The organism is Ensifer sp. LC384 (assembly GCF_001695865.1).
Taxonomy (GTDB): domain Bacteria; phylum Pseudomonadota; class Alphaproteobacteria; order Rhizobiales; family Rhizobiaceae; genus Ensifer.
The window spans coordinates 1-23,535 of record NZ_MBST01000018.1; the positions used below are offsets into that span (position 1 = coordinate 1).

The window sequence follows — 23,535 nt, forward strand, 5'->3', positions numbered from 1 at the left end:
CCCGCCCCCGGGCAACATTCCTAATGGCCGCAATGAGATCGAAACCGGCCACTCCCCACCAGCGAGCTGCAACAATCTCTGCTTAGAGTGTCATTTCGCCCCCAGCCGGAACCGACCCCTCTTACGAGAAGAAGAAGTCCCACGCCTGGCTGAAGATCAAGCCCGAGGACACGATCGACCTCTTCATTGTCGGGTTCTACAACGGCGAGGAGAACGCTGAGAACGAGGATCGTCTCGGCGGTGCGATCGTCGACCACAAGGGCGTCAATGTGCGCATCGGTGGTGGCTGGTCCTCTGAAGATCGCGATCAGCTCTGGGAAGACTGGTGCCATGACGCTGCGATCCTCGGTATCAATCCGAAGGTTGGTTTCAAGCCCGGTTGGTCGACCGACTTCGAAACGATCCGGCGCCACGCACATCGTTTCAAGTTCCTCGGCCGAATGCTCGAGATCGAGTTCAACGAGGTTACGCCGGACGGCTCGCTCCGTCACCCGCGCGCCGTTCGCTTCCGCGACGACAAGGCCGGCGAAGCTCTGCGTGAGGCTGCATAATGGCCCTTCAGCGCACCTATCACCGCAATCTGGATTACCCCTCGACCGATCCGGGCAACGAGCTGCGCGATGCGCTCTCCGAACTCGAAGTGGATGAGGAGCAGAACCGCAAGTTCGGCGAGCTGCTCTACACCGCGAGTGAGCGCGGCATCCTGGACTTTCACCTCGACAGCAAAGATGCGGCCACCGTTCTTCGGCTCGTCGCGCTCTCGGCGAAGATCAAAGGGGATGATGTTTCGAAATTTCGCATGTAGCGTCGAAATTTTCGAAAAGCCGACGAAATACTGACTATTCTATAGATACAAGACGCTCGGTTCCTTTCACGTTTGTTTTGTGTCTCCTGTCTCAAACTGGGCGATCTTCGGGTCGCCCTTTTTTTTAGTGCTGTCGTCTTCGCTTCATCAGGCGAATTTCTTGCGCGAGATCGACCTCGTTCTGCGCCACGCGTCGCACGTAGCTTCTGAAAAATCCGCCGAAGTTCTTGATCGTTGCCTTGCCGCGCTGATCCAGCTCGTAGAACTGGAGCGCGACCATAAAGACGGCGCCGGCGCGGCCACCCAATAGTTCGCGGGCCTCCTGCCAGGCCGACGCATGAACGCCGAACGCGCCGCGCAGTTTGCCCGCGGTCTCCATAATGCTCTCCCAGGTCGCCGGTCCCGGCAGATACCCGATCGCGTCAGGGCAAGCATCCGCAAGCTGTCCAAGGCTGATCTCGGTGTTCGCCCCTCTCATGTCTTCTTGGCCGTTTTGACAAGATTCCTGTAGTGCCTCGTTGTTGTCCTCAATGTTACGGCATTCTTTGCCCCCAAAGGCGGCTTCATAAATCGTCTGAGCTTCATCGAGGAGCGAAGTCCACATGCTGAGCGCCAGGTCGGCAGGCATCTTGCTGTCACGCCGCGGCGTCAAGCTTACGAGCCGTTCTGCTTCTGCGACGAGACCGCGTGTTAGGGTGGGATCGAGCGCCACTACAAGCGCCTGGATAGAACGCCGGCAGATGGTGATGCGGTCGAAGGCAGACTTCCGGCGCCGGCGCTCCTCCTCGAGCTCCTCAACCACGGCCGAAAATTCCTCGAGGCGGGAGGAGAGGGGAGTGAGATCAAAGCCGTAAGCGTCCATTACCTCCCCACTCTTTGAGCGGATCGGGAAGCGCTTTCCGTTGGCGCTATCTTTCGCCTGGATAAGTCCGGAAATAAGCAGATCGCGCAGCGCATATCTGACCGCTCTTTCGGACAGACCTGTGCGCTCCATGAGGAACTCATTGGAAGGCCAGACGAGGATCTTCTCAGCGACTGGTTCGCCACTGAAGCAGCCAACCAATTGCTCCAACACATGTCGTGCTGCTGACCTAAGCTTCACCGCTTGCATTGCAAGGCGCGCGGCCTGGTAAAGCTCGTTCTTAGATCGCTCTCTGGCGACTGTAGTTGTGCTGATTCTAGCGGGCGGAATAGTCCGCCAGCCAGAGCTAATATGCCCAAGCATCCCATCTCCTTAGAGGGCAAAGCTTCGCCGTTCTTCGAGCTAGTCGAAGATTGACAGCTACCCTGTTTTCTGGGAGATTGGATTTGTGAGAACCGAATCACCCAGAGTGATTTTTAAGAGCCCTCGAAGCTGGTAACTTCGGGGGTTCTTTCATTTGGGATTTACGCGCTCATGCGCGGCTCATCTCCGAAAGCCAGACGAAGGGCCTGGCGAACTACGTCCGACTTACTCATGCCCGTCTCACCAACTTTCTTCTCGACCATCAGGCGCTCTTCCGGCGACAGCCAGACTGTCGACTCGAGAAAACCTTCCGCTCGCTTGACCCGGCGAAACTCCGCCATACGATCACGGTGTGAAGACATGCATACCTCCTAAACCTTCGTTTACAGGTAGCGCAGATTCGCACTGATTTGGCAAGATTGCGGGCTAGGATGGTGAATCCGGTGTAACTTTCCACTGCCCGTCAAAGTGGCATATTCTATCTTATGGAACTAGCAGTTGCCTGTCCGAAACCTGTCGGCGACATGACTTAGACCAACTTTTTTCAAGTTTTCCATAATTTGGCGATCAATCGGCATTGACTTACTTTTGAAAATTTAGCCTATAAGAAAAATCTGCATCCCATGACTGATTTGCTATTCATTCAGTAGAAAACAAGAAAACGCTGTTAGTGAACAAGTCAAATACGGTCAAAGGAAGAAGGTAATACATTAATGTCCACTACATACGTTCGCCCCTACGCTAACACGAAGGTTGCTCGTTTTCTCGATAAGCACATCGACCAGAAGGTCAATAAATCTCATCGCGAGATCGCCCAGGCAGCCGGCTGGACCCAGTCCAACATGGTAACGATGATCAAGAAGGGCGACGCTAAGCTGCCGCTCGATCGCGTTGCTGCTCTTGCCCGCGCGATTAGCGTCGATCCTCTTTTTCTGTTTCGTCTGGCTCTTGAGCAGTTCCTGCCCGAGGACAAGGATACGGCGCGGATGCTGGACTTCGTTTGCTCTGCGAATGAGGTGGAGATCCTCAACGTGATCCGCGAAGCCAATGACGCCGATCCGAAGCTCACGGATGAGCAGCGCGCTCTCCTCACCGAGGCTTTTAGCAAGTAATCCCAGGCACCTGGTCTCAACCGTTGCGATCCGATCACTCAGTCGGATCGCATTATTTTTCACGACAGCGATCAGTCAACATTGACTGACCACCGCGCAAAGGACTGACTATGCAGACTCTCCAGCAAGCAATCACCAAGTCTCCGGCTCTCTCCGTTCAGGACATTCCATATGACATGGCGTGGTCTGAAGGACTGAAGTTGGAAGGTTGCGTGCGCACAGAACGAGAAGGCGCCACTGTCTTTACGGGCGTCCATCCTGAGCATGGCAATATTCACATCGTGATCCCTCCGGTCGGCAACGGGCTCCTGCTCTTCCCGTTTGTGACCCACTCATTTTGATGCGATAAACAATCAATCAAAATTGATTTAACGGAGTGCGACATGAACAATGACATTGTGATCCTGCGCGAAGCGATCAAGAAGATTATTCCGATGCTTGCGGGCAAAGGCTTGATCGTTACTCAGATGGGCACACAGGCATACGTCAAGCCGCACCCCGTCACTGGCCTGCCTCACCAGGTCAACATTCCACTCTTGCCCGACAACGCCGAGCCGGAGTTCGTCGTAGCGATCCAGGGCTTTATCGACCACGAAGTCGCGCACGTCCTCTACACCGACTTCCTGTTCAAGGCGCGCGAGAAGTCCAAGCGCCTGCACAGCCTGCATAACATCGTCGAGGATACGATGATCGAGCGTCTGATGGGTCAGGATTTCCCTGGTTCTAAGCGCAATATCTCGCGTCTGCGTGATTACTTCCTCGAGAACGTCACGAAGGTGGCGCTCGCAAAGGCGACTAACGCGCAGGAGGAGTTCAACTACCTCATTGTCGTGTTGGCTCGCGCACTCGCTGGTCACGTCGAGTTCCAGCGCTTCATGGACGACAACAACTACTGGGAGCAGGAGAAGGTGAAGGAGTTCATGCTCCGCTTCCCGAAGAATCTGCAAGCCAAGATGCCGCTCCTCGAGACGACCGAGGAGACCTATGAGATGGCGCTCGAGATCGAAGCCATTCTCTACCCGCCACCACCGCCCGTTCCTCCGCAGCCTGAGCCCGAGGAAGAGAAAGACGAGGATGATAGCCAGGGCGAAGGCTCTGACGATCAGCAGAAGTCCGAGGGTGAAGACGACAAGGATCATTCCGACGAAGAACAGACCGGCGACGGCGAAGGTCAGGGTGAGCGTGAGCACACTGAGGACAACGACAAGGCGTCGGGCGGCGAAGGTGAAAAGGAAGACGATGAGGAGACTCGCGACGGAGACGACTCTGCAGGAGACGGCGCAGACGATGGCGACGACGATCAGACTGGCGAAGAAGATGCCGGTCAGAGCGACGACGGCGATGGCTCCGAAGACGAAGACGACAAAGAAGGCGCCGCTGACGAGGACGAAGGCGATGCGGGTGCTGACCAGCCTGATAACGGTGGGTCGGAAGCAGAGGATTCTGATGCAGAGGATCAAGGTGAGCCCTCTGAAATGGAAGACGGCGCCAATGAGGAAGGTGGGGATGATCAGGATGGGGATAGCGAGAGCGACGGCTCAACTGAAGGCTCTAATCCCCCTGGTGATGCCGACGAAGAGCAGGATGGTGATGACGACGAAGATGGCGACGACCAGGACGCCAGCACGCCGCCTCTGAGCAACGTCGCGATCGAGCAGGACGATGACCAGCTCGATCAGGAAAATGCCGAAGCGACCGAGGAAGATAACGATCTCCAGGCGAGCGGCATTGGCTACGATCCGAAGCAGAATCCCTTTGAAGAAATGGACGATGACGCGCTCGAGGAGCAGGATCTCTCGTCGGCGCTGGTGAAGATCATCGTCAAGGAAGCAATCGCGGCGTGCAAGGCGTCGGAATATTCGATCTTCACCCGCGACTACGACACCATCAAAACGCTCGACGTGCCGGCTGACTTCGACAGCAAATACATCGTCCAGCTCGAAGAGGAGACGCGCTCGCTCACCGGTGTGATGCAGAAGGACATCGAGCGCATGATGGCCGCGCAGGCGCGCGTCTTCAATGTCGCCGGTCAACGCTCCGGCCGTCTAAACTCGGCCGGCCTGCACCGTCTCACCGCGGGTGATGCGCGTGTGTTCTCGCGTCGTGAAGAGATCCGCACCAAAGACACAGCCGTCGCGCTTCTGTCTGACTGCTCCGGCTCGATGAAGGGTGCGCCAATGGCGACGGCCGTCTCCGCTTCCTACGCGCTCGCGTCGGTCCTGGAGCGCTGCAATATTCCTGCTGAGTGCATGGGCTTCACGACTGCTAACCTCTGGGGTGGCCCGAGCGTGATGACGCGGGCCCGGATCGACCAGTTCAACGAAGATCTCCAGGCCGAATACGCGAGGTCCGGCATCAACTTCAATCGCGTGCATCCGATCTACATGCCGATCTTCAAGGAGTTTCACGAGCGCCTCAACGCTGACGTGAAGAAGCGCTTCGCCTATCAGCGCAAGTTCCAGCCGCACATGGGTGGAAACATCGACGGCGAGTCCCTCGAATACGCTGCGATGCGTCTCGCCAGGCGCAAGGAAAACCGCAAGGTGATCATCGTCCTGTCCGACGGCTTTCCTGCCGGCGCCACGAACGACGACGCGCACCTGAAATACATGGTTCAGCGCCTCACGAACATGGGCTTCGATCTCGTCGGTATCGGCATTAAGTCGGCCGCGGTCGAGCGGTTCTACGACAACTACGTCATCCTCAACTCTGTCGAGGAGCTGCCGAAGGCTGTCATGGGTGAGCTGAAAAAGATCCTCATGAAGTGATCTGGGGATGCAATCGGTCAGTAAATACTGATTGCATCCCATATCAGCGCTTGTTAGTAAGTAAATATTGATTGATAGCGACATAGAGCGCACGACACGGAGACATTCAATGACGACTGCTACCGAGAACGACGAGATGATCACCTGCGCGATCGACGGCGGGAAGTGCCACTCGATCCGCCTCTATTTGCGTGAAAATCACCCCGACTGGACGGTCGATAAATACAAGGAAGAGTTTCCGGGTCAGCCGGTGCTTTCTGAGCGCGGCCGACAGGCAGCCCTGAGAGCGAAAGCCGCTCAAGATCGCAAGGCGAACGTGCCGCAGCCTGGACACGCATTTGCTTTCGCCGAGCGACCGCTGGCTGAAATCTTCGGGCTCGACGCTTCGACGGCGCTGTCGTCGACCGGCAATCCGATCATGCTGCGCTGCCTGAGTGAGCATCACCCCGAGGCTGATGCTTATATGAACGCGATCGATGAGGACTACGTCTTCAACATCGATCTGGTGAAGAAAGTCTGCCTGGGCTTCGAGCTTGCCATGAACGTCTACCTCTGGGGCTTTCACGGCACAGGCAAGACGACCGTGCTTGAGCAGTGCGCCGCCCGCACCGGTCGCCCGTTCTTGCGCGTGCAGCACACCGGCAACACCGAAGAGGCGCACATTCTCGGTCAGTATGTCGTCAAGACGGTAATGGTCGATGCGCAGGAGCTCGGCCCCGACGGTAAGATCCATCTCGTCAAGAAGCCGCAGACCGTGACCGAGTTCCAATATGGTCCGCTCGCGATGGCGATGAAATACGGCATGATCTACTGCGCCGACGAATACGACTTCGCCATGCCGTCCGTGATCGCACTCTACCAGCCGGTGCTCGAGGGCAAGCCGCTTGTCATCAAGGATGCGCCCATCGATCAGCGCGTGATCCATCCGCACCCCGACTTCCGCTTCGTTGCGACCGGCAACACCAACGGCGTCGGTGACGAGACTGGCCTCTACCAAGGCACGATGATTCAGAATGCCGCGTCCTACTCGCGCTTCCATATCACCGAAGAGGTGAAATACATGGACGCGAAGCAGGAAAGCCTTGTGCTGCGCTCGAAGGCAGGTCTCGGCAAGCCCGACGCCGACAAGTTTGTCAAGATTGCAAACGCCATCCGCGAAAGCTTCTCGAAGGGCGAGCTGTCGATGACGATCTCGCCGCGCGAGCTGATCACCGCCGCATCCCTCACCATCGTCTTCGGCAACAACCCGGAGCTCGGCTTCCGGCTCGCGTTCGTCAACCGCTGCTCACGTGTCGACCAGGTGACGGTCTCCCAGGTCATTCAGCGTCACTTCGGGTCGTAATCATGATCGACCACAAGGAAAGCGCCGAACTGATCAAGCGCCTGTCCTGGTCGATCGCACGTAAGCTTCACGGCTCTGGCGCGATGTCCATGAGCCGTGAGGACGTCGAGCAGGAGTTGTGGTGCATCTGGTGTCGCGCACGCGACACGTTCGACCCGACCCTCGGTGTGCCTTTCAGAGCCTATCTGCTTGAAGGCATCCGGATCTCGAAACTCGCGATCAACCGGCAGATGTTCAAGCGCATCGACGAGGAGCGCGCCAAAAGCCTCGATGCTCCGATCGGCGACGATGACGAGATGGGCAGTTTGATCGACGTCATCGCGTCCGACGATACGACGGCCGAGACGAAGATGGTCGAGGAGACGCACCTGAACTGGGCTTTGCGCCGGCTGAGCGCCCGCGCTGCGCTGTTCCTGAAGCTCCTCTACGAGCAGCCGCCCGAGCTCCTCGAGCAAATGCGTCTGCTGAAGGCGCGCGCTGATTACGCCAAGTCGATCGGCGCGCCCAACATTCTCGCCAGCCACATCACGACGGCATTCGTATTTCGCGTGATGAACGCTGATCGCCCCGAACGCACGAAGATCCTCGCTGAGCTGCGCAAGCTCTCCGAGCGAGTTCAAAGGACTGCAGCATGAACGTCATTATCCCTCCTTTTGCGCCAGGCTGCTTTGGTTCGGCACTTGCGTTCGACGATCAGGCCCCGGTCTGCTCGGTCTGCAAGTTCGCCGAGTCCTGCCGCCCGCTGCACGAACACAATCTTCAAATCCTGCGCGATCGCGTTGGTGTGAAGGGTAAGGGGTCGAAGAAAGCCAAGAACCCACTCGTCGATCGTCCTCCGGCTGATCCCGCAAAGCTCACCGTGCCCAAGAAGGTCCAGGAGCTCGTCGACAAGTTGGACAAGTCGAACCTGCGCGTAACCGAGAGCTTCACCAAGGGCGTCAATCCATTTGCCTCGTCCTCGAGCTTTTTGAAGATCGCTGGGCACCTGCTCTTGAAGTTGCGCCAGCCGCTCGATCGCCAGACGCTCGCCTATGCATTCACCTCGAAGCTCGGCTGGACCGAAGGCACGGCAGACAGTCACGCGCGCATGACGATCCAGGCGCTCACCCATATCGGCGCTGTCGTCAACATCGACGGTCTGATCTCTCTGAGGAGAGGCTGATTGGCAGGCATTCGCTTTCGTTTCACGGTGCTCCCATACGGCAATACCCATGTCGCAGCAGGTGTCTGCGATATCGTCTCCTTCGACACGCCGACCCCGCCTCATCCGGAATTGATGCGGCAGATCGAAGAAGCCTTGGGTGCCGACTGGGAGCCCCTCATTCACTCGTGGGAGTTCCGCGAGGACATCAACCTTCCGGCGTTTGGCCTGACTGACTTCAAGGAGCTTCCCATCTAATGCACGCTATCCTCGCAGCTCGAACCGACTTCTCTCTGGGCGAAAGCATCCTCAATGCAGAGATGCTTGTCGACATCGCCAAGACGCAAGGGGCAAGTGTCGTCGCTATCACCGACACCATGTCCGTCACTGGTCTCGTCGACTTCACCAATCGCGCCAAGAAGGCCGAGGTGAAGCCGATCATCGGCGTGCGTCTCCGTCTGTCCGAGGATCCGACCTGGCGCCCGGCCAAGGGTCAGAAAAAGAAGCATATGCCGCCCGAGCACTTCCTCACGGCTTATGTGCTGTCGGAGACCGGGATGAAGACCATCTACCGGCTTCTCACAAAGGCCAATACAGGCGACTCTGAGGACGCTGCCGGCAATAAGGTGCCTGGACGCTACTACTACACCGCAAAGCTCGCCTACGACGATCTGTGGGACGAACTGAACGTGATTGGCGCCGGACACCTGGCCTTCCACCTCGGTGACACGCACGGCGTCATCATGCGTGCCGATGCCGACGACATCGTCGCCAAGCTGATTGACTTTGCGCACCCGCATTATGTCTTTGCGCCGCTGATCCCGGTCGACACGCCCTATTTCGGCGCCGTCAACAAACGCTCGGCCGCTCTGATCGCCAAACACGACATTTCGCCGCTCGTGATCCGCCCCGCCTTCTACGAAGAGGAGCAGGCTGACGCACACGAGGTCATGGGTGCGATCGCCAATGGCAACAAGGTCACGGACGGCTGGCACAAGTCGATGCACAATCGCGACTTTCACGTGCTGAAGGCGACCGATCTCGGCAAGGAGGTCATGAAGGCCGCAAAGCACCTGTCGATGCGCGGCATCACAGGCGCCGGCACGCTGTTCAAGCAAGGGCTCGCCAATACTGACCGCCTGGCAGATATGGTCGAATACGAGTGGTCGAAACAGCCCGTCTCATTGCCGGTGATGGCGCCGGATGAGTTCGCCAAGCTCGTCGAGGAGTGTAAGGCAGGTTGGAAGGTCCGTTTCAGCCAGGAGAGCTTCGGGCATAAGCCGAGCCAGCAAGAGCTGATCGACGTCTACAAGCCGCGTCTCGCCTACGAGCTCGAAACCCTCAAGAAGCTGTCATTCGCGGGCTACTTCCTGCTTGTGCAGGACGTGGTGCAGTTCTCCAAACAAAACGGCATTCTCGTCGGACCTGGTCGCGGCTCTGTCGGTGGCTCGCTCGTCGCTTATCTCATGGGTATCACTGACTGCGATCCGATCCGCTTTGGCCTGCTGTTCGAACGCTTTATCAACCCCGAACGTCTCGACTTGCCAGACGCCGACTTGGACTTCATGTCCACGCGCCGGCACGAGGTCGTCGAATACCTCATTCAGAAATACGGCGAGAAGCGCGTCGCCGGCGTGTCGAACTTCGGCACCCTTGCGGCTGCATCCTCGATCCGCGACGTCGGGCGCACCTTCGGCATTCCCGAGAAGGAATATGCCATCTCCAAGCTCGTGCCGAAAAAGCACGGCGCGAACGTTCCCCTGCCCGAATGCCGCATTGAAGTCGGCGAAATTGACGAGTTCGCTCACAAGTATCCGGCGCACTGGGACATCATGGAGCGCATCGAAGGCACGATCCGCAATATGAGCCAGCACGCAGCCGGCATCGTTGTTAGTGAGTGCGATCTGGTCGAGCGCGCGGTCATTGAGCGTCGAAAAGGCGACTCCGCGGTCGTGTGCTGGGACAAGCGCATCGTTGAGGATCAAGGCCTGGTCAAAATGGACATTCTGGGTCTGTCGACCCTGGATCTGATCGCCCTCGTCCAGCAATACATCTTCGAGCGCCACGCCAAGAAGATCAATCTGATGAAGGTGCCGCTGGACGATGAAGCGGTGCTGAAGAACTTTGCCGCGGGTCTGACGACAGGCGTGTTCCAGTTCGAAAGCTCCGGTATGCGCAAACTGCTGCGCGAGCTCGGCGCGGACGGCTGCATCACCTTCGATGATATCACCGCAGCGACCGCTCTCTACCGACCTGGCCCGATGGAGTCAGGCATGATGGACAGCTATTACAAGCGCAAGCAGGGCAACGAGACGGTCGACTACGACCATCCGCTGATGGAAGACGTGCTGCGCGAAACATACGGCGTCATCGTCTACCAGGAGCAGGTCATGAAGACCTCGCAAGTCGTATCGGGCTACTCCGGTGCCGACGCTGACAAGCTCCGCAAGATCATGGGTAAGAAATTGCCCGAAGAGATGAAGAAGGAGCGCGGCAAGTTCGTCGATGGTGCGGTCAAGACGATCGGCTGCACAGAGGAGTGGGCCGGCGCCCTGTTCGACAAGATCGAAGGCTTCGCCGGCTACGGCTTCAACAAGAGCCACTCGGTCGAATATTCGCTGATCTCCTGGCAATCCATGTGGCTGAAGACGCACTATCCGGTCGAGTTCTTTGCCGCTGCGCTGACGCTGATGGACGAGGACAAGCTCCCTGCCCTTCTGCGCGACGCAAGCCGTTTCGGCATCGACGTGAACATGCCCGATATCAACATTTCGACCGAGAGGTTTGAGATCGTGACCGACGTGCGCATGGTCATGCCGTTCCAGCGCATCAAGGGCGTGTCTTCGAACACCACGAAAGCCATCCTCGACGCGAGGAACGCGGTCGATCCCACGACGGGCCACCCTATCGGCAAGTTCAAGAGCAAGGCTGACTTCCTCGAGCGCGTGAACAAGACCAAATGCAACAAGCGGCATCAGGAGAATCTCGATCTCGTCGGAGCGTTCTCACGCATCGAGATGAGCCAGGCGCCGGCCAATGATCCGAGCCGCATTCGTGACCAGCTCGAGCTTCTGCCAGGCCTTGTGACGGCGACGGTGCCGGTCGCGCGCTCGATGGAGCGTGATAAGGCGACGAAGGACGCGATCGCGCAGGTGATCGAGGACTACAAGGGCGAGCTTTCCGAGGATGGCATCATGGTCATGCCTCACTTCGGCAAGAGCGCCGAGTTCATGATCATCACGGACGCGCCCAACAACCCGGAAGAGCAGGAAGGCATGATGTCGATCGGCAAGGCGTCGGCGCCGGTCATCGACGCGCTGATGGTGCATGAGCTCGATCGCAAGACCTTCTACTGGACGGCCATGCTGAAGCGACCGAAGTCCGGCAAGATGATCTCGATGGATGAGATCCGCATGTATCTGCCCTACCTCGAGCGCGAGATCGATATCCTCAAGCCTCCGATCATCGTGCTGCTCGGCTCGACGATCGTCCGGCACTTCCTGCCTGACTTCAAGGGCAAGGCGTCCGATGTCGCCGGCAAGATCGTCTACCACAAGGAGCTCGATGCGAATCTGGTGATCGGCTTCAATCCCGGCGAAATCTACTATGCACCAGAGAAACAGGAGTTGATGGAAACCGTCTTTGCGTCGGTCGTCGATCTCCTCGACTAGCCACCCGAACCCCGCGCGTCGAAGCGCTATTCTATAAACGCGATCAAAGGAGTTGATCATGAGTGACGATACAGAAGCAGAAAAGAAGGCGGTCGCCAAAATCACGGTGCGGAACTACGTCGACACGGCTGAGCTGAAGAAGGATCTCGGCTACACACTTGTCGATATCTCCGGCGCCCAGGCCGAGCAGGCGCAATTGTTCGCCCACTACGGCGTCCAGGCAGCCAAAGCCGCGCGCCAGGTGGATAATATCAAGCTGCTGCTGGAGAACGCCGAGGCGGCTGTCTATCGCGTATTGCGCGACAAGATGGTTGCGGCCGGCGAGAAGGTGACAGAGGCGCTGCTCGACAAGTTGGTGACGCGCCACGAGCGTGTGACTGCGGTCAAGAAGGCGCTCAATGAGGCCAAGCAGATCGAGGCGATCGCAAAGACCGCGGTTGAGGCGTTCCGGCATCGAAAGGACATGCTTGTGCAGCATGGCGCAACCGAGCGCGAGGAGATGAAGGGCGAGCTTGTGACGAAGCTGCGCTCGAGCCGTGAAGAGGATCTGACGAACCTCAAGGAAGGCTACCTGAAGCGCGTCGCGCAAAACGCCGCATAAATTTTACGCAATCCGTCTGTTTTTCAGCTATTCAACAGTCAGTCAATATTGACTGACTGGAACACACAGGAACCCCAGATGAGCAAGTTTCTCCAGAAATTCCGCACCATTTTCCGCCGCGACCGTTCGGTTGACACGATCCTCAAGCCGCTGACCAAGATCTCCAACGATCTCGCCCAGCACGAGCAGGAGCAGCTTCGCCGCGCCGACGCCAAGCGCGTCGCTGCCAACAAGGCTCTGTCCGCTGAAAACGACGCACGCGACGCCGCTGTCCGCGCTGCCGAAAAGCGCGCCAAGCTCTCGGTTTTCGCCTGAAATAATCCTCGAGATTTTTCGCGCAACCCGATGAAAAGCTGACTATTCTATTCTTAGCGATTTAGCGAAATCGCTAAGTCGAAAAGTAGCAAAGCACCAACCTACCAGCCTACGAAAAGGAAAAATCGATATGGCACTCTCTCCCGCACTGCAGAAGCTCGTTTCCCAAGGCGCAAACAAGTATTCGCGCTCCACTGGCGAGCGGATCAAGCCGAAGGAAGGTATCAACCGATACCGCGTCCTCGTGCCTGATGTGAATGCCCAGTTCTGGGCCGACCTCGGCGTCCACTGGATCAAGCCCGAAGTCGAAGGCAAGGCCAAGCCCATCGCCGTCGTCGGTTGCCCCGACGTTTGCTTCCAGCAGCCGTGCGAAATCGACACCGCGATCAACGAGGCGATCTCGTCCGCGATCGACGAAGATTCCAAGAAGCTCTACGAGTCCTGGCGCGCTCGCAAGACCGTTCTCCTGAATGTCCTCGATCGCTCGAAGGGCTCGACTGATGTCGACAAGGTCCAGATCCTCGAGATCACGACCGGCACCTTCGGCTCCATCCTGAATATCATTCAGCAGTATGCCGAAGAAGGCGAAGACATTCTCGACGCAGCAGGCGGCATGGATATCGCGATCACCCGCACCGGCAAGGGTCTCCAGACCGAATACGCCGTCAATATCGCGCCTGGCGCTTCCAAGCCGGTCACGAAGCAGCATCTCACCGACTGCCACAACCTGACTGACCACATCAACAAGGAGTTCTTCAAGGGCGACGAGAAGAAGGCCTTGAACTTCATCAGCCAGGTGGCTCAGGTTTCGCTCCCGCGTCTCGCCTCGAAGACGCCGACCGCAGCGCTGACCTCGCGTGCGGCCCAGGTCGACCCGGAAGTCGATGCTGACGCACTCGCTGACGCGCTCGATCTCGAAGAGGCGCCGGCTGAAGAAGCGCCGGCTCCCGTCAAGACTGCTGCTGCAACCACTTCGTCCGCTGCCCCGGCTGAAGAAGTCGAAGTCGCCCTCGACGACAACGACCTCGAAGACGTTCTGGCAGACCTGGACAACATCTAAGTCGTCACTGCGCCGCGCGTTAGAGCGCAGTGATCTCGTGCCTGGCAAGTCGCGCTGCCAGGCACGTTCGTCAGGAGGCCGTGTTTCTGTCTCCTCGTTCCGCTTGCGGCCTCCTGACGCTCCTATTCTCCAAAATTCAAAGGTTTGAAATGTCCAGGTATCTGCTGATCGACGGCATGAATATTGCTCATGCGGCCAACAACTCGAAGATCCTCACGGTTGGCAACACGCAGGTTCAGGCAATCTACCACTTCATCAAGATCGTCCGAAAGCTCGTCGCAGCCTACCCGACCGCAAAGCCCGCGGTGCTCTGGGATGGCGCGTCCTGGCGCTACATGGACTATCCGGACTACAAGTCCAACCGCAAGAAGGAAGACACCCCGTCCGCGATCAAGGCTGCAGAAGCGAAGAAGGCCGCTGAAAGCCAGATCCCGGCGATCAAGAAGGCAATGCAGCTCATTGGCATGCCCCAGGTGCGCGCTTCGAATATGGAAGCTGACGACCTGGCCGGCATCATGGGTGATCGCTACGCCGGCAAGGGCGCAAAGGTCATTCTCGTCTCGGGCGACAAGGACTGGGTGCAGCTCGTCAATCAGAACATCATCTGGTTCGATCCGATCCGCGACCGCAAGATCATGAAGCCGGCCGACATGCTCGACGCGCTCGGCTACGATCTCGAAAGCTTCGAAGCATTCCTCGAAATGAAGTGCCTGATGGGTGACACCGGCGATGGTATCGGTGGCGTCGGTGGCATTGGTGACAAGGGTGCGATCGAGTTCCTCAAGGCGTATGGCTCGACAGTCAACTTCTCCAACATGCTGCTCGACAAGACGCTTGATCCGAAGAAGGTGCCGAAGAAATATCGCGACTTCGCTGAGAGCGAGGACAAGCAGATTATCTTCCGGCGCAATCGCAAGCTGATGGATCTGCGCACGCCGCTGCGTCCCGAGCCCGTCAATCTGAGGGTTGATAGCGGCGAGCCCGACATCGAGCGCTTCCGCACCTTCTGCAACCGACTGATGTTCCGCTCGATCACAAAGGATCTCGAGAGCTGGGTATCGGTGTTCCCCGCATTCCATCACCTACAGGAGGAGCTCGCAGCCGCATGATGTATCTCGCTGCATTTGGTTCCGTGTGCATCTACGTCGCAATGACGGTGTTCACGGTCCATCTACTCACTACCCGCTTCGAAGGGGTTCGAACTGAGCGCGTCGCGCTCGCCTCAGCCCTTTGGTTCGTGTTCTGGCCCTACGTGGTCTTCAGCACATTCTTTGAATACTTCCGGAGGCGTCTGCAATATGTCCGATGATAGCAAGAAAGCCCTCGAGACAGCGATCGGTAAGGTCGCAAGGGCTTATGCTGATCTGATCAAGGTGGCTGAGAAGCACGGCGACGATATCAGCAAGGAAGACTACGAAAAGGCTCGTTTCTTCCTGGGTTCAACTCTCGATCAAATCTGGCAGAAGGTCGACATCGTGCGCTCGATCGCAAAGGCAACGACCGGTGAGTTTTCGCTCGATAGCGTTGAGGTGCCGCTTGATCTGAAGGTTTCGTGGTATGCAAACTTCCCCGACCCTATTCGCCCACACTCGACGCTGAACGGCCGACCCGATCCGGCAGCTCGCCTTCAACCGCATGAGACCGTCATCGAGGGTGGCGCAGTGCCGATTGGCACGCAGATCGTAATGCAGCCGCGTATCGTCGTTCCGCCCGGCACCCCTATCGATGCCTCGCAGATGGACGGCAAGTCCCTGGCGCGGGCAATTGGCGGTCGTCTTTCGAAGGCCGCTCAGCGCGAAGCTCCACGTCCAGAGCAGTCAGTCAATAATGATTTAGGCGGCGAGGACGGTAGCGACGACGACATTGATTTTATCGACGAGTAACCAAGGAGACTGAAAATGGCATCAGCAGCAGATATCGCAAAGAGCCTCGCCGGCGCGATCGGAGCCAACGACGAGGAAGTGACTGTCTCGCAGTTCCTCCCCTCGGGGTTCCCGCCTCTCGACCACGCATCCAATTCGAGCTGGGATCTCGGCGCCTTCCCGGTCGGCCGCATGATTGAGATCGCCGGCCCTCCCTCCTCCGGCAAGACCGCGCTCGCAACGGCAGGCATGGCCGGCGCACAGAAGATGGGCGGAATCGCAGGCTTCATGGATCATGAACGCTCATTCTCACTGCGCCTGGCGCCGCGCCTCGGCCTCGACACCACGCCTGGTCGGTTCATCTTCAAGACGCCGAAGACCTTCGAGGAAAGCCTTCAGATTTGCGTCGTCGCGGCCAATCACGTTCGCAAGAACAAGTTGATCGCGAAGGATGCTCCGATTTGCTGGGTGTTCGACAGTCTGGCTGCGATGGTGCCGCAGTCGGCTTACTACGAAATGAAGGCGGGTAAGGTCGTCGGTGTAAAGTCGCTCGAGGACCGCAACATGAACGACAATACGGCGCTCGCGCGTGCGACGTCGAACGCCTTCCCGGCCTTCGCTCAACACTGCGAGGATCTCGGCATCTGCGCCATCTTCCTCAACCAGATGCGCACCGACCTTAACGTCAAGTTCGGCGATCCGCGCAAGACGACCGGTGGTAACGCGCCCGAGTTCTACTTCTCGCAGCGCCTCTGGCTGTCGGCATCGCAGATCAAGAAGGGCACCGACATTATCGGCATGGAAGTGACCGGCAAATACAAGAAGAACAAGATTGCGCGTCCGTTCCAGGAGGCGAGCTGGCGCTTCGAGTTCCAGGAAGACGGCACTGGCAAGTTCAACCGCTTCCGCTCGCTGATCGAGTTTCTCGAGGGGCTCGACCTGATCAAGAAGGGCAAGCAGACCGGCACGGTCGAATGGGATGGCAAGACCTACCCGAAGGCCACGCTCTCCAACACCCTCGAGGCCGAAGGTGACAAGGGCTTTGCCAAGCTGACGGCATTGCTGCCGGCGAACTACGAGCCGCCTGTTGTCGCCGAGATCGACGCTGAGATCGACGAGGACGCGGCTATCGCGGCGTAATTTCGCGATTTAGCGTTTTCGCTAGCGTCTCCGATGAAAATCAGTCTATTCAAGATCAAATCATCGGAGACGCATCATGAAGGTAATTTCAGTTTGGCAGCCGTGGTCGACACTTCTCGTCTACGGCTACAAAAGGTTTGAGACACGAACCTGGGCGCCGCCCAAATCAGTGATCGGTCAGCGCATTGGTATCGCTGCGACGAAAAGCGTCCTGTCCAAGCAGGTCGCGGCCTTCAACGATCCGGAGTTCCAGCTTTTCTGGAACATGCTCGACGAGGATTGGGAGTTTAACACGCTGCCGAAGGGCTATCTCCTCGGCACGGTCATTCTCGATAGCGTCGAACTGATCGATGAGGAGTTCCTCGACGATATCACCCGCGAAGAGAAGGCATATGGCTGGTATCAGTTGGGCGGTTACGCCTGGCGCATGCGTGAGCCGGAACGCCTCGAGCACCCGATCCCGATCCGCGGCGCGCAAGGTCTTTACGAATGGAAGGGCTTTGAGAATGGCGCGCAAGCAGAAGGTGTCGACAACAGTCGTCCGGCGCGGTCGTCGGATATACGGCCACATCTATCACTTTGCGAATAGGGACGTTTACCTCGCCGCCCGGAAGATCGACCAGATTTTCCGGTTCGGCGAGAAGAACAATTCGGACGCGGTTCGAAAAGACCTCGCGGCCTGGGCGCTGGACGAGGAGACCATCACTAACCTGCGCCTGCAAAAGATCGTTTGGGTCGGCGTTCGCGTAAAGCAGAACAACGATATCTATATTACCCGGATCGAGAACTTCTTCGACAGGAAGAAGACCAAGCACCTGAATTACGAGCGCCGAGGCGGCGCCGCTCAGCGCTACCTCCCCTTGCAGTATTTTCACCACATTCCAGGCAGTGTGAGAATTAAGTGAGCCAGTATTTGTTGATGAAAAACGAGGCAATCTGTAAGGGTTATCTGGCAACTCCTCGAGTAAAAATTGCCGACCAACCCTCAATCGAAAGCACCAATATGTCAAATAAGAATCCACCCGTATCCCGCCCTAACGTAATTACAGAACAAAAGGGCTATCTGGCGACTCCGAAGATTCAGCCTTCTACCCCCGCGCCGACACAAGGCAGCTCCTCGAGCTCGAGCCCCTCTTCTACCAAGAAATGAACAATCCGCTTTGCCTACTAGGCATTCTTTCGGACGAAGCCGTGTGTCAGACCGCTCGAGCATGGCTTCGCCCGGATCAGACCTATTTGGATTTTCTGTCGGGTCTTGGCTCGATAGGCACATTGGCCGCGCTAGTATTTGCCGGGTTGTCGGTTCGACAGGCGGCGCAGTCTCGGAATTTAACAGCGACCATAGAGCTTTCTCGGCAAATCACTGCGGAAAGAGACCGCGCCCAATCGCTCAACCTCTTCGGTATGAGCGATCGCGAGTTTCACGCCTTCCAGATGCTCCAATTGGTCGAGCAGGCCTGCTTTATCGTCAATCACGGCATGATCACAGGCCGCGCATCGGAGTTCATGTGCGACTGGCTTGAGGGCGAAATTCGATCAATCGAAACGCAGGAGATTTACCGGGCGTTTTTGCGAAATTTGGAGCCGGGACAGCTTACCGAATATGTGAGTTTTCGCAGAAAAAGCTTACATTGGCACAAGGTGCTCGACGCCGATTTCGGTCCGCAAAAGTCCGCGCTAAAACACGAAATCTCTCATCTAAAAGCTCTCGCGAGTCAGTAAATACTGATTGCGTCCCTTCGGCCGATCGTTATAAACAAATCAGTCAGTCAATATTGACTTAGGAGACGCAACGAATGACAACGATGAAAACGTTGAACGACGGTAGCGAGATATCGCAAGACGCGTTCGGCTCAATCTTCGGCGGTGGGCTGAAGAAGGCACTCGACACGCAGCGCAAGCTCAAGATCGCCGGTGAGGATTTCTTCTTCACCATCCGCGACATGTCGCTACTGCAGAACGTAATCGACACTCTCGTGACCGAGAGCGCTACCGCGCGCAGCGAAGCCAATCGGCTGATGGAAGAAAACGCCACGCTGAAGGCTCGCGTTCGTTTCCTCGAGCGCCAGGACAAGCTCAGCCGCGGCAAGCGCCCTGTCGGTCGCCCGCGCAAGTCCGAAACGGACGACGCAAATGTCGTTGCGATGAAGCCCAAGGTCCGCGTGCAGGCCGGTTCGCATCGGATGGCAGCATGAGCTACGTCATCGTTTCCGATATCCACGGCCACAAGTGGTCAACGTTTTCGAACTTCACTGCGAACGGCGTCAACGGTCGTCTGCAGATCACCCTCGACGAACTGACCCGCGCCGCGCGTTACGCCAAGTCGATCGGCGCGAATTTCATCGTGTGCGCCGGCGACGTTCTGCACGTTCGCGGCTCGATCGACCCCGAAGTGCTCAATCCACTCCAGGACACCATCCGCGAGATCCTCGACATGGGTCTCGATATCTACGCCATCCCAGGCAATCACGACCTGGCCGGCAAGGATACAACTGCTCTCGGCAATGCGATCAACACGCTGGCTGAGACCAAGAGCGATTACGGCACATTCTACGTTTACAACGAGCCGCGTGGCGTCACGCGCGACGGGCACAAGATCGGGATGGTTCCATATCGGATGACCATCCCGTTGCTCCTCGCCGATCTGGCCGAGCTGGCGAAGCATCCGGACAAGGCAGAGATGGACGTCTTCATCCATGCCGGTATCGACGGTGTGCTGTTCGGAACGCCGGATCATGGCCTGACCGGTGAAATGCTGGCTGACTTCGGCTTCCGCAACGTCTTTGCCGGCGATTATCACAATCACAAGCAGGTTGTGCCTGGCGTCTGGTCGATCGGCGCAACCACGCATCAGCGCTGGAACGACGTCGGCACCAAGGCGGGTTTCATGTCCGTCATGGATGACGGTGCGGTTTCCTTCCACGCGACCCATGCGCCGCGCTTTGTCGATGTTAGCGGTCTGGACGAGAGCGACATGGCTCTTGCGGCCGACGGCAACTACGTGCGCTTCTCCGGCCCGGAAATGACCAGCTCCGAGATTGCCGAGCTGCGCAAGTTCCTCGAGGACTCCGGCGCGCAAGGCGTTGTCATCATGGCGCCGAAGAAGACCGCAGCAACCGCCCGCACCACGTCAGTCAAGGCGGGCACCGTCACTCTCGATGAGTCCGTTTCCGCCTACGTCGACGATGCGAAGGATATCTCGACGCTGGTCGATCGCGAGCGCCTCAAGCGTGACTGCGCCGACGTGCTCAACGCTGCCAGGTCGGTGGTCGAAGACGCCTGATAGCAACCCGCTCTTGATACGCTATTCTGTATCAAGTCACTGATTTTATGCAGGAAAACGCATCATGCAGCTTTACAGTATCACCTATGACCAGCTCACGTTGATCTCGGTCTTCGACGACAAAGGCAACAGAACCGGCGAGCGCGAGGAGCGCGTGCGCGTCTCGATGCACGATCTGCCGCTTCAGACGGCGCAGATGTATCGCGGCAAGATGACCGGTCTGAACTTCGAGATGACCGCGCAGACGGCAGTTTCGAACGAGCAGCCGCGCACCAGCAAGCGCGATCGCCGAGTGCACGAGGATACGTCTGTGCAGCGCGCAGCGGCTCGTCCCGCGCAACCCACCAAACAACAGCAGATCAACCAGGCTGCCGCGACCGGCGATATGACTGCTGCCATCAACAACAGGAGCAAGTGAGCGCCATGAAACTGTTCTTTACGGGGTGCACGCACTTCGCGCACGCCAACATTATTCGCCTGGCGAACCGGCCCTTCGTCAATGTCGATGAAATGAATGAGGCGCTCGTCGAGCGCTGGAACGCGAAGGTCGGCAAGAACGATCGTGTTTACCACCTTGGCGATGTCGGCTGGAACTCGGTCACGCCCTGGATGGAGCGTCTGAACGGCGAGAAAGTGATCATCACCGGAAATCATGACGATCCCGCTGAGATGCGGAAGCTCGGCCATTGGTGCGGCGTCAAGGAGATCACGAATTATCTAGAGATCGCGGTTGGTGGCGGGCGCCTTGTGTTGTTCCACTATCCGATTGACGACTGGAATGGCCGCTGGAAGGGCTCGATCCATCTGCACTGCCATACGCACTCGCCCAACTTCCGGAACGCGAATCTGCCTCGTGTCGACGACTCGGCTCTGTCCCTGCCGGATAATTTCCCGCCTGATATTCACTGCAACCGCTTCAACGTCGGTGTTGATGCGAACGGTTTCGAGCCCGTGGCGCTCGAGGAGATCATCGACGCGGCCATCAGCAAGGGTGATCGATGAGCCAGGCGGTAGTCACCATCAACGAAGAGGCGGATGAAGAACTGTCCGTTTCGCTGGGCGAAATGCTCGATCGCGAAAAGCTTTGGCAATTCTGCCAGGCCTTCATCGACAAGCAAAATATCCACTGCGCCGAGACGATCTGCCAGACCGATCGCGTGATCGAGAACGCCTACGAGTTCATCGATGGCGTCTGCAAGATCGTCGGCTTCAAGAAGGACGAAGACGAAGAATGAAATTCACCAAAATCACCATTGAGAACTTCATGGCGATCTCGCAGGCCGAGTTCGTTCTGAATGACCGCGGTTTGATCCTCATTCAGGGCGTCAACCTGGACGACACAAGCGCCAAGTCGAACGGCGCCGGCAAGTCCTCGATCTTCGACGCGCTTTGCTGGGCGCTCTATGGCGTGACGGCGCGCAACGAGGCTGGCGACGCCATCATCAACGACAAGGCCGGCAAGGGCACGCGCGTTGCTGTCGAGATCGTGGATAGCGGCCATATCTACCTGGTCGCGCGCCATCGCAAGCACAAGCAGCACAAGAACGCCTTGATCGTGAATCACCTGCCGGCGACGCTCGGCGCCACCTGGGGCGATCTGACGAAGGGCACGGATAAGCTCACGCAGGAAGTCGTCGACAAAGTCCTCGGCTGCTCACTCGACGTGTTTGTCGGCTCGATCTACGCCGGCCAGGAGCGAATGCCTGATCTTCCCGGCATGACCGACAAGCAGCTCAAGCTCCTGATCGAAGAGGCGTCCGGTGTGACCGTCCTTGAGGAGGCTTACGGCGAGGCTCGATCGCGCTCGCAGAAGGCCAAGATGGACGCGCAGAGCGTCATCCAAAGCTTCGACACCACCATGAATGGCAGGATCGCTACTGAGCAAAACCTTCAGATCGCCGAGCAGCAGCACAAGGACTGGGAAGTCGCGCGCATCGACCGTGCCAACACCGAGACGCAGTTCGCTCGAAACTACGTCAACCAGGTCAAGGACATTGAGAAGGTGATCCTCAGTCTGCCGACCAAGGCAGAGCTCGAGGTGCGGATCAAGGATCTCGACGATAAGATCGCAGCCGTCGGTCACGAGCAGCAAGAGCTCGCCGATCTCAATACGTCCGTCGCCCGAAAGGACGCCGAGGCGCGCAGTATGTCCAACGAGCTGTCCCGGCTCGCCAGTGACTACAGGGTCAAGAAGGATGCGGTCGAGAAGATCGATCACGTCGTCGGCTGCCCCTGTGACGGCTGTGGCCGCGAAATGACGGCAACAGAAGTGGCGCCGGCGCGCGCGTCTGCCATCAAAGCGGCCAAAGTCGTCGCTGCTGATCACAAGACGCTGAAATCGACGCTCGAAGCGACTCTGGCAGACGCACAGAAGCTCACAGAAGAGCGGGACGCGTTCAAAGCGTCAATGACAGACGTCTCGCAAGCCACAGCGCTCAGAAGCGATCTACAAGCGAAACTGAACGAGGTGAATCAGCAGCTTCGCGAAAAGGAAAATACGACCATTCGAGCGCGCCAGCACGCAGAGCGGGCGAAGGCGATCAAGATCGAGACCAATCCGCACGACGCAAGCATCGACCGCTTCAAGGCGCAGATCGAGGAGCTCGACCAGCGGATCAAGGATCTGAGCGCCGACAAGGTGAAGTCAGACACGGACGTTGCACACGCCGAAGCAGTCGTGAAGGTGTTCTCGCCGGCAGGAGTCCGCGCGCACATCATGGATGAGGTGACGCCGTTCCTCAATCAGCGCACGGCGCATTACCTCGGCACGCTCTCCGACGGCAACATCACTGCGACTTGGTCGACGCTTGTTGCGAACGCCAAGGGCGAGCTGAAGGAGAAGTTCTCGATCGAGGTCGAGAACATGACGGGTGGTAAGCGGTTCGGGCTGCAGTCGGGTGGTGAGAAGCGCAAGGTCCGGATCGCATGTGCGCTTGCACTGCAGGATCTCGTGGCGACCCGCGCGACAAAGCCGATCGAACTCTTCCTCGGCGACGAGATTGACGATGCGCTCGACGAGGCGGGTCTGGAGCGCCTGATGCAGGTGCTCGAGGAGAAGGCCAAGGAGCGCGGCTCGGTCTTCGTGATCTCCCATAACAGTCTCAGGGATTGGATCCCCCAGGTTATCGAGATCGAGAAACAGAATGGAGAAACGACCGTCAGAGAGGTGGCAGCGTGATTGTAGATGACGAGAGGCACCGGATCTCTGTC

Annotated in this window: 27 protein-coding genes; 25 read left to right on the forward strand and 2 right to left on the reverse strand. The window is 58.0% G+C overall.

Features of this window, described 5'->3' with window-relative positions; all coding sequences use genetic code 11:
• Positions 1-269 precede the first annotated feature (269 nt).
• Both BC363_RS35965 and BC363_RS15035 read left to right on the forward strand, forming a co-directional pair.
• On the forward strand, positions 270-551 hold the full coding sequence (locus tag BC363_RS35965) for a hypothetical protein (RefSeq protein ID WP_065784137.1): 282 nt from the start codon (positions 270-272) through the stop codon (positions 549-551).
• Positions 551-805 carry a hypothetical protein gene (locus tag BC363_RS15035; RefSeq protein WP_065784136.1) on the forward strand — a complete coding sequence of 85 codons (255 nt, stop codon included), beginning with the start codon at positions 551-553 and terminating at the stop codon, positions 803-805. The genes BC363_RS35965 and BC363_RS15035 overlap by 1 nt, the downstream gene beginning before the upstream one ends.
• A gap of 124 nt (positions 806-929) precedes the next feature.
• On the opposite strand, the gene repC is transcribed toward BC363_RS15035, so the two are convergent.
• Complete coding sequence (repC, locus tag BC363_RS15040; protein WP_065784135.1) at positions 930-2,030, reverse strand: replication initiation protein RepC; 1,101 nt, start codon at positions 2,028-2,030, stop codon at positions 930-932.
• A gap of 161 nt (positions 2,031-2,191) precedes the next feature.
• Complete coding sequence (locus tag BC363_RS15045; RefSeq protein ID WP_141690322.1) at positions 2,192-2,392, reverse strand: hypothetical protein; 201 nt, start codon at positions 2,390-2,392, stop codon at positions 2,192-2,194.
• Positions 2,393-2,743: 351 nt separating this feature from the next.
• Between BC363_RS15045 and BC363_RS15050 the strand changes: the two genes are divergently transcribed.
• The 23 genes from BC363_RS15050 (at position 2,744) to BC363_RS15165 (ending at position 23,503) form a co-directional block, all read left to right on the forward strand.
• Positions 2,744-3,142, forward strand: a complete 399-nt coding sequence (locus tag BC363_RS15050; protein WP_065784133.1) for a helix-turn-helix transcriptional regulator — start codon at positions 2,744-2,746, stop codon at positions 3,140-3,142.
• 110 nt (positions 3,143-3,252) lie between these two features.
• A complete protein-coding gene (locus tag BC363_RS15055) occupies positions 3,253-3,483 on the forward strand; it encodes a hypothetical protein (protein WP_065784132.1) in 231 nt (76 codons plus the stop codon).
• 42 nt (positions 3,484-3,525) lie between these two features.
• Positions 3,526-5,910 (forward strand): hypothetical protein, encoded by a 2,385-nt coding sequence (locus BC363_RS15060; RefSeq protein WP_065784131.1) that lies wholly within the window; start codon positions 3,526-3,528, stop codon positions 5,908-5,910.
• A gap of 109 nt (positions 5,911-6,019) precedes the next feature.
• Positions 6,020-7,252, forward strand: coding sequence for an AAA family ATPase (locus tag BC363_RS15065; RefSeq protein WP_065784130.1), 1,233 nt, complete (start codon positions 6,020-6,022; stop codon positions 7,250-7,252).
• Positions 7,253-7,254: 2 nt separating this feature from the next.
• Positions 7,255-7,887 (forward strand): sigma factor, encoded by a 633-nt coding sequence (locus tag BC363_RS15070; RefSeq protein WP_065784129.1) that lies wholly within the window; start codon positions 7,255-7,257, stop codon positions 7,885-7,887.
• A complete protein-coding gene (locus BC363_RS15075) occupies positions 7,884-8,414 on the forward strand; it encodes a hypothetical protein (protein WP_065784128.1) in 531 nt (176 codons plus the stop codon). The genes BC363_RS15070 and BC363_RS15075 overlap by 4 nt, the downstream gene beginning before the upstream one ends.
• A complete protein-coding gene (locus BC363_RS15080; RefSeq protein ID WP_065784127.1) occupies positions 8,415-8,651 on the forward strand; it encodes a hypothetical protein in 237 nt (78 codons plus the stop codon).
• The gene (dnaE, locus tag BC363_RS15085; RefSeq protein ID WP_065784126.1) at positions 8,651-12,064 is read left to right on the forward strand and encodes a DNA polymerase III subunit alpha; all 3,414 of its coding nucleotides are present in this window, start codon (positions 8,651-8,653) and stop codon (positions 12,062-12,064) included. Before BC363_RS15080 ends, dnaE begins: the two co-directional genes overlap by 1 nt.
• 58 nt (positions 12,065-12,122) lie before the next feature.
• Positions 12,123-12,665: a hypothetical protein gene (locus BC363_RS15090; protein ID WP_065784125.1), complete on the forward strand. Its 543-nt coding sequence runs from the start codon at positions 12,123-12,125 to the stop codon at positions 12,663-12,665.
• Positions 12,666-12,743: 78 nt separating this feature from the next.
• Entirely contained in the window at positions 12,744-12,980 is a 237-nt protein-coding gene (locus BC363_RS15095; RefSeq protein WP_065784124.1) for a hypothetical protein, read from the forward strand.
• 130 nt (positions 12,981-13,110) lie between these two features.
• On the forward strand, positions 13,111-14,040 hold the full coding sequence (locus BC363_RS15100) for a hypothetical protein (protein ID WP_065784123.1): 930 nt from the start codon (positions 13,111-13,113) through the stop codon (positions 14,038-14,040).
• 149 nt (positions 14,041-14,189) lie between these two features.
• Positions 14,190-15,149, forward strand: a complete 960-nt coding sequence (locus BC363_RS15105; protein WP_065784122.1) for a PIN domain nuclease — start codon at positions 14,190-14,192, stop codon at positions 15,147-15,149.
• 189 nt (positions 15,150-15,338) lie between these two features.
• Positions 15,339-15,923, forward strand: coding sequence for a hypothetical protein (locus BC363_RS15115; protein ID WP_065784120.1), 585 nt, complete (start codon positions 15,339-15,341; stop codon positions 15,921-15,923).
• Positions 15,924-15,938: 15 nt separating this feature from the next.
• Complete coding sequence (locus tag BC363_RS15120; protein WP_065784119.1) at positions 15,939-17,042, forward strand: hypothetical protein; 1,104 nt, start codon at positions 15,939-15,941, stop codon at positions 17,040-17,042.
• A gap of 76 nt (positions 17,043-17,118) precedes the next feature.
• Positions 17,119-17,631, forward strand: coding sequence for an ASCH domain-containing protein (locus BC363_RS15125; protein ID WP_065784118.1), 513 nt, complete (start codon positions 17,119-17,121; stop codon positions 17,629-17,631).
• Positions 17,549-17,947 carry a hypothetical protein gene (locus BC363_RS15130; protein WP_141690323.1) on the forward strand — a complete coding sequence of 133 codons (399 nt, stop codon included), beginning with the start codon at positions 17,549-17,551 and terminating at the stop codon, positions 17,945-17,947. The genes BC363_RS15125 and BC363_RS15130 overlap by 83 nt, the downstream gene beginning before the upstream one ends.
• 331 nt (positions 17,948-18,278) lie before the next feature.
• The gene (locus BC363_RS15135; RefSeq protein ID WP_141690324.1) at positions 18,279-18,764 is read left to right on the forward strand and encodes a hypothetical protein; all 486 of its coding nucleotides are present in this window, start codon (positions 18,279-18,281) and stop codon (positions 18,762-18,764) included.
• Between the two features lie 74 nt (positions 18,765-18,838).
• Entirely contained in the window at positions 18,839-19,237 is a 399-nt protein-coding gene (locus BC363_RS15140; protein ID WP_065784115.1) for a hypothetical protein, read from the forward strand.
• Positions 19,234-20,325 (forward strand): metallophosphoesterase, encoded by a 1,092-nt coding sequence (locus BC363_RS15145; RefSeq protein ID WP_065784114.1) that lies wholly within the window; start codon positions 19,234-19,236, stop codon positions 20,323-20,325. Before BC363_RS15140 ends, BC363_RS15145 begins: the two co-directional genes overlap by 4 nt.
• A gap of 64 nt (positions 20,326-20,389) precedes the next feature.
• On the forward strand, positions 20,390-20,743 hold the full coding sequence (locus BC363_RS15150; protein WP_065784113.1) for a hypothetical protein: 354 nt from the start codon (positions 20,390-20,392) through the stop codon (positions 20,741-20,743).
• Between the two features lie 5 nt (positions 20,744-20,748).
• On the forward strand, positions 20,749-21,327 hold the full coding sequence (locus BC363_RS15155) for a metallophosphoesterase family protein (protein WP_065784112.1): 579 nt from the start codon (positions 20,749-20,751) through the stop codon (positions 21,325-21,327).
• Positions 21,324-21,560 carry a hypothetical protein gene (locus tag BC363_RS15160; protein WP_065784111.1) on the forward strand — a complete coding sequence of 79 codons (237 nt, stop codon included), beginning with the start codon at positions 21,324-21,326 and terminating at the stop codon, positions 21,558-21,560. Before BC363_RS15155 ends, BC363_RS15160 begins: the two co-directional genes overlap by 4 nt.
• Positions 21,557-23,503 carry an AAA family ATPase gene (locus BC363_RS15165; protein ID WP_065784110.1) on the forward strand — a complete coding sequence of 649 codons (1,947 nt, stop codon included), beginning with the start codon at positions 21,557-21,559 and terminating at the stop codon, positions 23,501-23,503. The genes BC363_RS15160 and BC363_RS15165 overlap by 4 nt, the downstream gene beginning before the upstream one ends.
• Positions 23,504-23,535 lie beyond the last annotated feature (32 nt).

Bases quoted from the DNA above. Each gene is read 5' to 3' on its own strand.
- BC363_RS15155 (WP_065784112.1), top strand. From the start codon at position 20,749: ATGAAACTGTTCTTTACGGGGTGCACGCACTTCGCGCACGCCAACATT.
- BC363_RS15130 (WP_141690323.1), top strand. From the start codon at position 17,549: ATGGCGCGCAAGCAGAAGGTGTCGACAACAGTCGTCCGGCGCGGTCGT.
- BC363_RS15090 (WP_065784125.1), top strand. From the start codon at position 12,123: ATGAGTGACGATACAGAAGCAGAAAAGAAGGCGGTCGCCAAAATCACG.
- BC363_RS15165 (WP_065784110.1), top strand. From the start codon at position 21,557: ATGAAATTCACCAAAATCACCATTGAGAACTTCATGGCGATCTCGCAG.
- BC363_RS15075 (WP_065784128.1), top strand. From the start codon at position 7,884: ATGAACGTCATTATCCCTCCTTTTGCGCCAGGCTGCTTTGGTTCGGCA.
- BC363_RS15150 (WP_065784113.1), top strand. From the start codon at position 20,390: ATGCAGCTTTACAGTATCACCTATGACCAGCTCACGTTGATCTCGGTC.
- BC363_RS15035 (WP_065784136.1), top strand. From the start codon at position 551: ATGGCCCTTCAGCGCACCTATCACCGCAATCTGGATTACCCCTCGACC.
- BC363_RS15050 (WP_065784133.1), top strand. From the start codon at position 2,744: ATGTCCACTACATACGTTCGCCCCTACGCTAACACGAAGGTTGCTCGT.
- BC363_RS15125 (WP_065784118.1), top strand. From the start codon at position 17,119: ATGAAGGTAATTTCAGTTTGGCAGCCGTGGTCGACACTTCTCGTCTAC.
- BC363_RS15065 (WP_065784130.1), top strand. From the start codon at position 6,020: ATGACGACTGCTACCGAGAACGACGAGATGATCACCTGCGCGATCGAC.
- BC363_RS15055 (WP_065784132.1), top strand. From the start codon at position 3,253: ATGCAGACTCTCCAGCAAGCAATCACCAAGTCTCCGGCTCTCTCCGTT.
- BC363_RS15145 (WP_065784114.1), top strand. From the start codon at position 19,234: ATGAGCTACGTCATCGTTTCCGATATCCACGGCCACAAGTGGTCAACG.
- BC363_RS15100 (WP_065784123.1), top strand. From the start codon at position 13,111: ATGGCACTCTCTCCCGCACTGCAGAAGCTCGTTTCCCAAGGCGCAAAC.
- BC363_RS15095 (WP_065784124.1), top strand. From the start codon at position 12,744: ATGAGCAAGTTTCTCCAGAAATTCCGCACCATTTTCCGCCGCGACCGT.
- BC363_RS15060 (WP_065784131.1), top strand. From the start codon at position 3,526: ATGAACAATGACATTGTGATCCTGCGCGAAGCGATCAAGAAGATTATT.
- repC (WP_065784135.1), bottom strand. From the start codon at position 2,030: ATGCTTGGGCATATTAGCTCTGGCTGGCGGACTATTCCGCCCGCTAGA.
- BC363_RS15160 (WP_065784111.1), top strand. From the start codon at position 21,324: ATGAGCCAGGCGGTAGTCACCATCAACGAAGAGGCGGATGAAGAACTG.
- BC363_RS15045 (WP_141690322.1), bottom strand. From the start codon at position 2,392: ATGTCTTCACACCGTGATCGTATGGCGGAGTTTCGCCGGGTCAAGCGA.
- BC363_RS15140 (WP_065784115.1), top strand. From the start codon at position 18,839: ATGACAACGATGAAAACGTTGAACGACGGTAGCGAGATATCGCAAGAC.
- BC363_RS15115 (WP_065784120.1), top strand. From the start codon at position 15,339: ATGTCCGATGATAGCAAGAAAGCCCTCGAGACAGCGATCGGTAAGGTC.
- BC363_RS15105 (WP_065784122.1), top strand. From the start codon at position 14,190: ATGTCCAGGTATCTGCTGATCGACGGCATGAATATTGCTCATGCGGCC.
- BC363_RS15120 (WP_065784119.1), top strand. From the start codon at position 15,939: ATGGCATCAGCAGCAGATATCGCAAAGAGCCTCGCCGGCGCGATCGGA.
- dnaE (WP_065784126.1), top strand. From the start codon at position 8,651: ATGCACGCTATCCTCGCAGCTCGAACCGACTTCTCTCTGGGCGAAAGC.
- BC363_RS15070 (WP_065784129.1), top strand. From the start codon at position 7,255: ATGATCGACCACAAGGAAAGCGCCGAACTGATCAAGCGCCTGTCCTGG.